The 10,123-nt window shown below is 35.9% G+C and carries 9 protein-coding genes; 8 read left to right on the top strand and 1 reads right to left on the bottom strand.

Annotated elements, in window-relative coordinates:
* The 6 genes from ACN0WI_RS11120 to ACN0WI_RS11095 form a co-directional block, all read left to right on the top strand.
* The coding region (locus ACN0WI_RS11120; RefSeq protein WP_417886894.1) for a glucuronate isomerase at positions 1 to 173 on the top strand (173 nt) is incomplete at its 5' end.
* Complete coding sequence (locus tag ACN0WI_RS11115; protein WP_417886889.1) at positions 174 to 1,196, top strand: sugar kinase; 1,023 nt, start codon at positions 174 to 176, stop codon at positions 1,194 to 1,196.
* A 378-nt stretch (positions 1,197 to 1,574) separates the two neighbouring features.
* Complete coding sequence (locus tag ACN0WI_RS11110; RefSeq protein WP_417886888.1) at positions 1,575 to 2,252, top strand: bifunctional 4-hydroxy-2-oxoglutarate aldolase/2-dehydro-3-deoxy-phosphogluconate aldolase; 678 nt, start codon at positions 1,575 to 1,577, stop codon at positions 2,250 to 2,252.
* 149 nt (positions 2,253 to 2,401) lie between these two features.
* Entirely contained in the window at positions 2,402 to 3,823 is a 1,422-nt protein-coding gene (locus ACN0WI_RS11105; protein ID WP_417886887.1) for an MFS transporter, read from the top strand.
* 95 nt (positions 3,824 to 3,918) lie between these two features.
* Positions 3,919 to 5,373, top strand: a complete 1,455-nt coding sequence (locus ACN0WI_RS11100) for a tagaturonate reductase (RefSeq protein WP_417886893.1) — start codon at positions 3,919 to 3,921, stop codon at positions 5,371 to 5,373.
* A 34-nt stretch (positions 5,374 to 5,407) separates the two neighbouring features.
* On the top strand, positions 5,408 to 7,024 hold the full coding sequence (locus ACN0WI_RS11095; RefSeq protein WP_417886886.1) for a UxaA family hydrolase: 1,617 nt from the start codon (positions 5,408 to 5,410) through the stop codon (positions 7,022 to 7,024).
* Here the strand turns inward: ACN0WI_RS11095 and ACN0WI_RS11090 are convergent.
* A complete protein-coding gene (locus tag ACN0WI_RS11090) occupies positions 7,019 to 8,041 on the bottom strand; it encodes a LacI family DNA-binding transcriptional regulator (protein ID WP_417886885.1) in 1,023 nt (340 codons plus the stop codon). The two genes, ACN0WI_RS11095 and ACN0WI_RS11090, sit on opposite strands and share 6 nt — an antisense overlap.
* A 358-nt stretch (positions 8,042 to 8,399) precedes the next feature.
* On the opposite strand from ACN0WI_RS11090, the gene ACN0WI_RS11085 reads away from it, so the two are divergent.
* Positions 8,400 to 8,804: a carboxypeptidase-like regulatory domain-containing protein gene (locus ACN0WI_RS11085; protein WP_417886884.1), complete on the top strand. Its 405-nt coding sequence runs from the start codon at positions 8,400 to 8,402 to the stop codon at positions 8,802 to 8,804.
* A 134-nt stretch (positions 8,805 to 8,938) separates the two neighbouring features.
* Positions 8,939 to 9,985 (top strand): DUF4861 family protein, encoded by a 1,047-nt coding sequence (locus ACN0WI_RS11080; RefSeq protein ID WP_417886883.1) that lies wholly within the window; start codon positions 8,939 to 8,941, stop codon positions 9,983 to 9,985.
* Positions 9,986 to 10,123: the final 138 nt, after the last annotated feature.

Here is a 10,123-nt window from a genome sequence, read left to right as displayed (position 1 = left end):
CCGATTCCAGAAGCTTCCTTTCGTTCCCAAGGCACGAATATTTTAGAAGGGTGTTGTGTAACCTCTTCGGAAAAGAAATGGCTTCGGGTGAATTACCCCAGGATATGGATTTGGTAGGAAGTACCATTGCGAATATTTGCTATGGAAATGCCAAGGATTATTTCAACTTTTAAATGAAAAACTCAAAACAACATAAAAAAATCGTTTCCTTCGGGGAAGTTCTAATGCGCTTATCGCCTGCAGAAAACAGGAAGCTTCCGCAGGCAAAAACAATGGATTTTTACTTTGGGGGCACCGAAATGAACGTCGCGGCTTCCTTAGCCTATTTTGGCGAGAAAACCCAACAAGTAACCAATGTCTCTAGGGATTTGGTAGGCGATGCTGCTATTGCAGCGATGCGTCAGTTTGGGATCGATGTCTCCGCCGTCAATAAAGTAGATCATCCATTGGGAATTTACTTTTTAGAAGTCGGTTCAGGATTACGCGCTAGTAAAATTGCCTATAATCGTTTACACGGAAGTTTTGCCAATATCACTCCGGAAAGTGTCAATTGGGAAGAAGTGCTAGAAGGTGCCGGTTTTTTACATTGGACTGGAATTTCTCCGGCTATTTCAAAAGGCGCTTACCAAACCTTAAAAGAAGGTTTGCAGGTTGCTCGTGAAAAAGGAATTGCCGTAACTGCAGATCCTGCTTACCGAAGTAATCTTTGGAAATATGGAAAAGACGGTCACGAAATTTTAAAAGAACTGGTAGGGATGTCAACCATTTTTGTGGGGGGTGTTAATGAAATTAATGAGATTTTAAAAACCGATTTCGATTTTTCTAAAGAAGGTTTTATCGAGGCAAGCAAAGCTTTACTAGAAGCTTGTCCTTCTATCGAAAAAGTGTTTGATAAAATTCGCGATGGCGTGAGTGCTTCTTGGCAAAAAATCTATGGTCGTGCGTGGACGGGTAGCGAATATATTGAAACCCAACAATTAGAAATCACCAATGTAGTCGACCGAATTGGGACTGGAGATGCCTATGCCGCCGGACTTATTTATGGCTTAATTCATTTTGACGATCAACAAGCCCTGAATTTCGCCAATGCCGCCTGTGCCTTAAAACACACCATTTTAGGTGATGCCAATCTGGTAAGCCCAGAAGAAGTGTTGGAAGTCATTGAAGGAAGCACCGGTGGGAGGATAAAAAGGTAGGAACGGCGACTGAGTGATTGCGATCTAAGGAGCAATTGTATTGAACCCAGAGTGTAGATGGAGAATTGAGTAGTTAGAAAGTAGAGAATAGAATATAGAAAATAGACGCTAGATTCCGGAAGATTATAAAAGAACATAGAAGTGTCACTTCGAGTGTTTTTATTGTAGCGATAGCGGAAATAAAATAGTATCGAGAAGTAATAAGAAACATATAGAGTGTTTCCTGCAAGGTTTCGAAAACCTTGTAGGTATGAGGAAAGGTCAATCGTTGAAATTGAAAACAGATCTTATATGTTTCAAAAATAAGTGAGGTCTAGTAAATCCGGATTAAGGATTTTGTTTAAAAACATAGATAAATTAATTTATAACCATTATTAAATGGCACAATATTCAAGAATAGCAGTAGCAGAGCAAATGAAAGCAACCGGGATTGTTCCTGTGTTTTATCACGCCGATGCGCAAACCTGTAAAGATATTTTAAAAGCCTGCTACGACGGCGGCGCTCGTATATTTGAATTTACCAACCGTGGAGATTTTGCCCACGAGGTATTCGCCGAGCTGGTGAAATATGCTACTAAAGAATTACCTGGAATGATGTTGGGCGTAGGTTCTGTGATCGATGCAGGAACTACCGCTTTATACCTTCAGTTGGGCGCAAACTTCATCGTTTCCCCATTGATCAATGCAGAAATGGCCAAAACCTGTAACCGTAGAAAAGTAGCCTGGATGCCGGGTTGTGGTTCGGTAACCGAAATTAATTATGCTGAAGAACTAGGCGCTGAAGTCGTTAAGATTTTTCCTGGTTCCCAAGTGGGCGGACCTTCATTTGTGAAAGCCGTAAAAGGACCATTACCTTGGTCTAGTATTATGCCTACCGGTGGTGTTTCTCCTACCAAAGAAAATTTAAAAGAATGGTTTTCGGCCGGAGTTCATTGCGTAGGTATTGGTTCTAAATTAATCTCTAAAGAAATGATTAAGAATAAAGATTTTGAAGCAGTTAAGGATAAAGTAAAAAGTGCTCTTCAGTATATAGCTGAAATAAAAAAGACTAATTAATATTAGTCTTTTTTTAGATGATTAAACTAAAACGGTTTCGTTTATTTATCCAAATAACTAAGATAGTAATCAACACTTTAAAATAACCACTAAATAACTCCTTATGCTGAATATACTCGCTATTAGGAGTAACAAATTAACTTATAACTATGAAAACAACAACGAATTACCGTTGGTTTATATGCATGATGCTCTTTGCAGCAACAACTATTAATTATCTAGATCGACAGGTGTTATCTTTAACTTGGAAAGATTTTATAGCACCAGAATTTAGTTGGACTAATAATGATTATGGAAATATAACAGCATTATTTTCAATTTTTTATGCGGTTAGTATGCTTATAGCTGGTCCTTTGGTAGATAAGCTTGATACTAAAAAAGGATTTCTTTGGGCTATTGGTATTTGGTCTTTAGGAGCCTGTTTACATGCTTTTTCAGGTATTTTTACTGCTGGTTACGTAACAGGAACTTGGGTGTTTAGTTTTGCTGAAGCAAAAGAAGCCATTGAATTAGCTGGAAATACTGGCATGGTAATAACTGCAAGTGTTACTTTCTTTATTTTTGCACGCTTAGTGTTGGCTTTTGGAGAAGCAGGAAATTTTCCGGCAGCAATAAAAACCACTGCTGAGTATTTTCCGAAGAAAGATAGAGCTTTGGCAACCAGTATTTTTAATGCAGGTGCCACGATAGGTGCATTAGCTGCACCATTAACTATCCCTTTTATAGCCAAAGCTTATGGTTGGGAAATGGCATTTATTGTTATTGGCGTTTTAGGTTTTATATGGATGGGAGTTTGGTTATTTGTTTATGAAAAACCCCATAAACATAAAAGAGTTTCGAAAAACGAACTAGAATATATCCTTCAAGATAACGATCAAGATGAACTAGATGAAAATGGTAAAGCAAAAGCGGTAAATATATTTAAAGCTTTAAAATATAAACAAACCTGGATATTTTTAGTTGGTAAATTTATGACAGATGGAGTTTGGTGGTTTTTCTTATTTTGGACACCAGCTTATTTAAGCGCTATTTACGGTATGGATTCTACAGAATCTGCAATTCCTTTATTTGTATTATATGCAATTACTTTGTTAGCAATTATAGGTGGTTGGTTACCTTCTTATTTTGTAAATAAAGGAATAATTCCGTACGATGCTCGTCTAAAATCAATGCTTATTTTTGCATTATTTCCGTTATTAACATTATTTGCACAGCCATTAGGCCATATTACATATTGGATTCCTGTAGTCATAATTGGTATAGCAGGAGCTGCACATCAAGCATGGTCTGCTAATATATTTTCTGTTGTGGGTGATCTATTTCCTAGAAGAGCTATAGCAACAATTACCGGAATGGGAGGACTTGCTGGTGGAATTGGATCTTTTTTCATCAATAAGGGCTCGGGAATGTTATTTGATTATTCAAAAGAAACCCAAATGGCATTTATGGGATTTCAAGGAGAAGAAGCCGGATATTTTATAATTTTTTGTATATGCGCAGTGGCTTATATTATAGCATGGGGTATTATGAAGATGATCTTACCTAATTATAAACCACTAACTACATTATAATATTCAGACTTTAATTTATACCAAAAAAATCATATAATTTATCCATAATAAATAGATGCAAAATTTGATTCTGAATGAGTAGAAACAAAAAAATAATAGTAAGACTAAACCGTAAAAGTGCAGGTTTACAAGAGACTTTACCTATAAAAGTGGTTCAGTTTGGCGAAGGAAACTTTTTAAGGGCCTTTGTCGATTTTGTGATCGATAAATTAAATAAAGAAGCCAATTTTAATGCCGGTGTAGCCGTAATTCAGCCTTTAGCTGGCGGATTAGTAGAACTACTGAATGAACAAGACGGGTTATACAACTTGTTTATGAAAGGTGTGAAGCAAGGCGAAGAAATTCAGGAGCAGCGTACCATTTCCTGTGTTCAGAAAGGAATAAATCCCTATAAGGATTACGATGAATATTTAAAATTAGCCGAAGAAGAAAGCTTAGAATTTATTATTTCGAATACAACAGAAGCCGGAATCGCTTATGACGATTCAGACACTTTAGAGGGAATGCCGCACAACAGTTTTCCAGCTAAATTAACGGCATTATTGTATAAAAGATTTCAACATTTTAAAGGAGATAAAGCAAAAGGATTAACGATTATTCCGTGTGAATTAATTAATTACAATGCAGATACTTTAAAGAAAATTATCCTGCAATATGCCGAGTTATGGGAGTTGGAATCCGATTTTGTAAATTGGATCAATAACAGCAACAGCTTTCATAACACGCTGGTAGATCGTATTGTCCCCGGTTATCCAAAAGATGATATCGAAAGTTACCAAAGCAAATTAGAATTAGAAGATAAATTAATTGTTTCCGCAGAAGTATTTTTACTGTGGGTGATTGAAGGCGGGGAAGAATTAAAAGCAAAAATTCCGTTCGATCAAATCGATGAAAACATTTTAGTGGTAGAAGATATGCAGCCTTACCGAACCCGAAAAGTTCGAATTTTAAATGGTGCACATACCACGATGGTTCCTTTTTCTTTACTCTTCGGAAATGAAACCGTCAAAGAAACCGTAGATCACGAATTTACCGGAGCTTTTGTAAGAGAAGCTATTTTTAATGAAATTATTCCCACACTTTCCTTACCTGAAGAAGAATTAAAAACATTCGCTGAAGAGGTCTTAGATCGATTTAGAAATCCGTTTATCAAACATCAATTGGCGAGTATCGCTTTAAATTCTGTTTCAAAATTTAAGGTAAGGGTGTTACCAAGTTTGTTAGCTTACGAGAATAAATGTAACCGATTACCTTTACATTTAACCTTTGCTTTTGCTTGTTTAATTCGGTTTTACAGGGGAGAATGGAACAATCAAACCCTTCCCATCAATGATGATGAAAGTGTCGTGGCCGAATTAAAACGGATTTGGGAGTTGCATAGTTATCAGGAAATAAGTGAGCAAGCACTGAAAAACGAAAAATTCTGGGATCAGGATTTAACGCAAGTTCCGGGATTAAAAGATCAGGTAGCAATGGCGTTGGAATTGATCGAAACCAAAGGCATAGAAGAAGGTTATAATAAATTTGTTTCGAAAGTAGCTGTTGAATAATTGTTGAATTAATTTCAGCATAAAATTGAAGAAGATGAAGAATAAATTAATAAAAGTACATCCCGAAGATAATGTTGCCATTGCGTTAACCGATTTATGGCAAGGTGATAAGTTAGATTTTGAAGGTGAAGAAGTAATCGTTTTGTCTGATGTAAAAGCTAAGCATAAAATCACGATGGTCGATCTTGAACCGGAAAGTAAGATTTATATGTATGGCGTTTTAGTGGGTAAAGCAACTTCAAGCATTAAACGCGGCGATGTGCTCACCGTAGATAATGTAAAACACCAAGCCAGTACAACTACCGAAAAAACAGCAACTGTTTCTTACAAAGCGCCTGATATTTCAAAGTGGAAAGAGCGCACGTTTATGGGCTACCATCGTAATGACGGACAGGTAGGAACACAAAATGTATGGTTGTTTTTTCCGTTGGTTTTTTGTGAAAACAGAAATGTAGAATTGCTGAAAGACGTTTTTGAAAAAGAACTCTCTTTTCATAAATCCAGTAAACAACGAAAGTTACTTCGGAATTTAATTAGCGGAGAGAATATTGAGCTAAGTGAAGATAAAACCCCAGACGAAGAGCCTATTTTTGATAATGTAGAAGTACGCTTTATAACGCATCAAGGAGGCTGCGGCGGTATTCGACAGGATTCGGTTTCTTTATCAAAATTACTGGCTGGTTATGTAAATAATCCCAATGTAGCCGGAGCAACAGTATTGAGTTTAGGTTGTCAGAACCTTCAGATCGATATTTTTCAAAATGCTTTAGATACTATTAATCCAGAGTTAGATAAACCTGTTTTAATTTACGAACAGCAGCAAGAAGGAACAATTGATGAAATGTTGAATAAGATTATTCGGGATTCTTTCGATGGTATTAAAAAAGCTAATGAAATTCAGCGTCAACCCGCTCCCTTATCTAAACTGAAATTAGGTTTAGAGTGTGGAGGATCTGATGGTTTTTCGGGAATTTCAGCAAATCCTTCCTTAGGTTATGCATCCGATTTACTTGCTGCATTAGGCGGTTCACCAATTCTATCAGAATTTCCCGAGTTATGTGGAGTAGAGCAGGAGTTAGTCAATAGATGTGTAGATGAAGAAAAAGCGAAACGTTTTTTAAAACTAATGCGTGCTTATGAAGATGCCGCTGAAGCTTCTGGTTCAGGTTTTGATATGAATCCATCTCCCGGAAACATCAAAGATGGTTTAATTACCGATGCGATGAAATCTGCTGGAGCAGCTAAAAAAGGAGGAACTTCACCTATTCAGGATATTTTAGATTACGGCGAATACGTAACCAAACCCGGATTAAATTTATTGTGTACGCCAGGTAACGATGTAGAAAGTACTACCGCAATGGTAGGTTCGGGCGCTAATGTGGTCGTTTTCACCACCGGATTGGGAACACCCACCGGAAATCCAATTGCACCGGTAATTAAGGTAGCTTCCAATTCCATTTTAGCAGGAAGAATGCCAGACATTATCGATATTGATAGTGGAGCCGTTATCAAAGGCGAAAAAACAATCGAGGAAATGGGCGAAGAAATCTTGGAATATATCATCGACGTAGCCAGTGGAGAAACCACCGCTAAAGCCGATCAGAATGATCAAAACGATTTTATTCCATGGAAAAGAGGAGTTTCTCTATAAATTTCGATTAGAAGAATCTCTAACAAAAAGTTTTGGAGCCAGTATCACGTGTTTTTCGGTCGTGAGTGTTTGGCTTCCTTTTATTTTTTCCAAAAATACTTGGGCTGCAATTTTCCCCATTTCAAAAGGAGTTTGATCAACTGAGGTAATGGGAAGTTCCATATATTTGGTAAAAGGTTCATTACTAAAACCTACTACGCAAATTTCCTCGGGAATTTTAACTCCCAATTGTCTTAATTGCTGAATTGCACCCAAAGCCACATAATCACTCGAACAAAAAATGGCATCAGGTTTTTCATCAAATTTCCATAATTCCTTAATGGCTGAAATTCCCGATTCCAGCTTACTATTAGTCTGCAAACTAAAGCGTCTTAAAGGAGTTATACCATTATCTTTCAATGCTTCTAGGTATCCTTGATGCCTGTTCTTATATAATGCGACACTAAGATCACCATAACAATGTGCTATTTTTGTACATCCCTGCTTAATCAAATGTTCGGTGGCAAGATAACCACCTTTGAAATCGTCGATTACTACAGAGCTTAGGCCTTTAACTTCTTTTTTACGGTCAAAAAACACTAAAGGAGTTTTTTCGGTAAGTGCTTTTTTAATATGCGATGTATCTTGGGTAGTTTTTGCCACCGACATAAAGATACCATCTACTTGTGTGTTTAGAAGAGTATCGATTTGCTTAATTTCATTATTTACATCTTCATGACTCTGGCAAATAATTACGTGATAGCCATGCGGGGAAAGTTCTTCTTCGATACCACGAATTACACTAGAAAAAAAACTCCTATTTATGAAAGGTATGATCACACCAACATTATTGGTACGTCCACTTTTTAAAGCTTGTGCCAATCTGTTTTGCTTATAATTCATCTCGGTAGCAGTTTTTAAAACGAGCTCACGAGTCTTTTCGCTAATTTTTGGATTATCGTTTAGTGCCCTTGAGACTGTAGCGGCACTTATCTTAAGCTTTTTTGAAATGTCATATATGGTAACCTTTTCTGCCATTTAATATAATCCAAGATTAAATTTATTCTCAAACAAAATATTTCACAATATAAGAATTCGGTTGAATAACTAGCGCAGGTGCTCAATAATTCTCAGTATTTAAAGCTAATCATATTTAAATATAATTTTTTTTTACAATGAATATTTAGACGATTTTTTTTGACATATTAATAATTAAATAATAAATTAGTGTAATCGATTGCAATATTTCTTAAAAAATATGTGATTATAAGATTATGAGTTTTTAACATATATTAAAAAATTAGTATAGCAGATCTAGCTAATAACTAAAATGTAATTTGAAATAAAGCTTTTCTGATTTACATGGAAAAACTTAATAACCAATAAATAAAGGATAATGAAAGAGGTAGCTAAAAATTACAGATCATCTTTAATGACCTTGGTCTTAATTCTAGGAATGGGATTGATTAGTCAAGCCAATGCACAGGATTTTAAAACTATATCTGGTACCGTTACTTCTGAGGAAGGTAAAGTTTTAAAAGGCGTTAATCTTTTTGTGGCTAATACGAGTTTTGGGACTACAACCGATGCCGAAGGGAACTTTGAGATGCAGATTCCAACAGATTCTAAAGTAGTGCTTAATTATATTGGCTTTTTTACGAAAACGATTGATACTTCAAAGGAAACAGATTTTCAATTAAAACTGCAAAAAGAAGAAGATTTGCAAGAGGATATTGTTGTAGTAAACTATGCTGAGAAAGGGGGAAAATCAGATTCTCGAACAATTAGAATTGAGAGGTAAAAGAAATTTCTTTTGCAGCCTATTAATCGATAGTTAGTAGATGTTTATATTATTTTAAGTTGATTGGTATTCAAAAGAGAAGCTTGTATTTACATGCTTCTCTTTGATTTTTACCTAAATAAAACCAGTAAATTATGAAAAGAATTATTTTACCTGCCTTTCTTTTTTCGGTGTTGATTTTTACAGCCTGTAAAGAAGAGAAGAAAGAGGGAACCAATTTATCCCAAACAGAGGAATTCCGAAGTAAAAATTCTTGGCAAATACCAAATAAAAATGCGAAAACCTATGCCGAACTATCTATAAGAAAAGGCGACAATTGGAAACCAGAGAAATTTGGTGGTGGCGAATTTATGAATGTTGATTCTTTGCAATTGCCAGAAGGGCACAGCGATCATGCTTACTATATTCGGTACGAAGGTCCTGGATGGGAGAACAGCCAGATTGGATTTCGGTTTTATTTAGATTGGAGAAATGCTATCGATATTTGGGGAAAGAAAGTTGATAGTATTGTATTACCTTATGTTGGGCAGGAAAATTATGAAGATTATCACCATGATTCAGATTGGGGACAAGACATCTTAAAAGCGGGTAAATCTTTAGGTCTAGGCGGTTACGGTCGATTTATGAACGATTCTGTTGTACATTTTAGAAGCGTGGGTAAAACAATAGCTTCAGTAGAAAACAAGACTGGAAGTTCTTCAGTTTTTATCGATTATGAAGATTGGAAAACCGGTAAAGATTCGATTGATCTCGATGCTGAATTCAGTATTTACCCTGAAGGAAGATTCAGTAAAATTAGTTTAAAACCTTCCGCAGAGATTGATGGATTAACTACCGGTATCGTAAAGTTTAAGGATGTTCCTTTATTGGAGAAAAAAAGTGATGATGGGGCATGGGGCTATATCGCAACCTACGGAACACAAACACTGGTAAGTAATGAAGATCAATTAGGGATGGCGATACTTTATAAAACTTCAGAAGTTGAAAAAATTCAGGAAGGGACACATGATCATTTGGTAATTTTTAAACCAACAATTAATAAGATTTCATATTACATTTTGGCAGCGTGGCAGCAGGAAAAAAATGGAATTACAAGTGAAGGAGAATTTGTAAAAAAATTAGATGAGCATTTAAAAACACTTCAGCAAAATGGAAGATTGAATAAGCGTGTAGATAATTAAATTATAAGAAGTATAGCAGCCAATCTTAAATAGTAAAACTAGATTCATTTTAAATTTTTTCAGGATAGGACAGGATGCTTACTGCAAGGATTTCGGCTATTTTCACAGACTAAAGAGAAAACAAATTCTGTTTTTCAA

The sequence above is a fragment of the Zunongwangia sp. genome, from assembly GCF_048269745.1.
Classification (GTDB): Bacteria; Bacteroidota; Bacteroidia; order Flavobacteriales; family Flavobacteriaceae; genus Zunongwangia.
The sequence above is the reverse complement of the archived record's forward strand: the minus strand, read 5'-3'. Positions and strand labels throughout refer to the sequence as shown.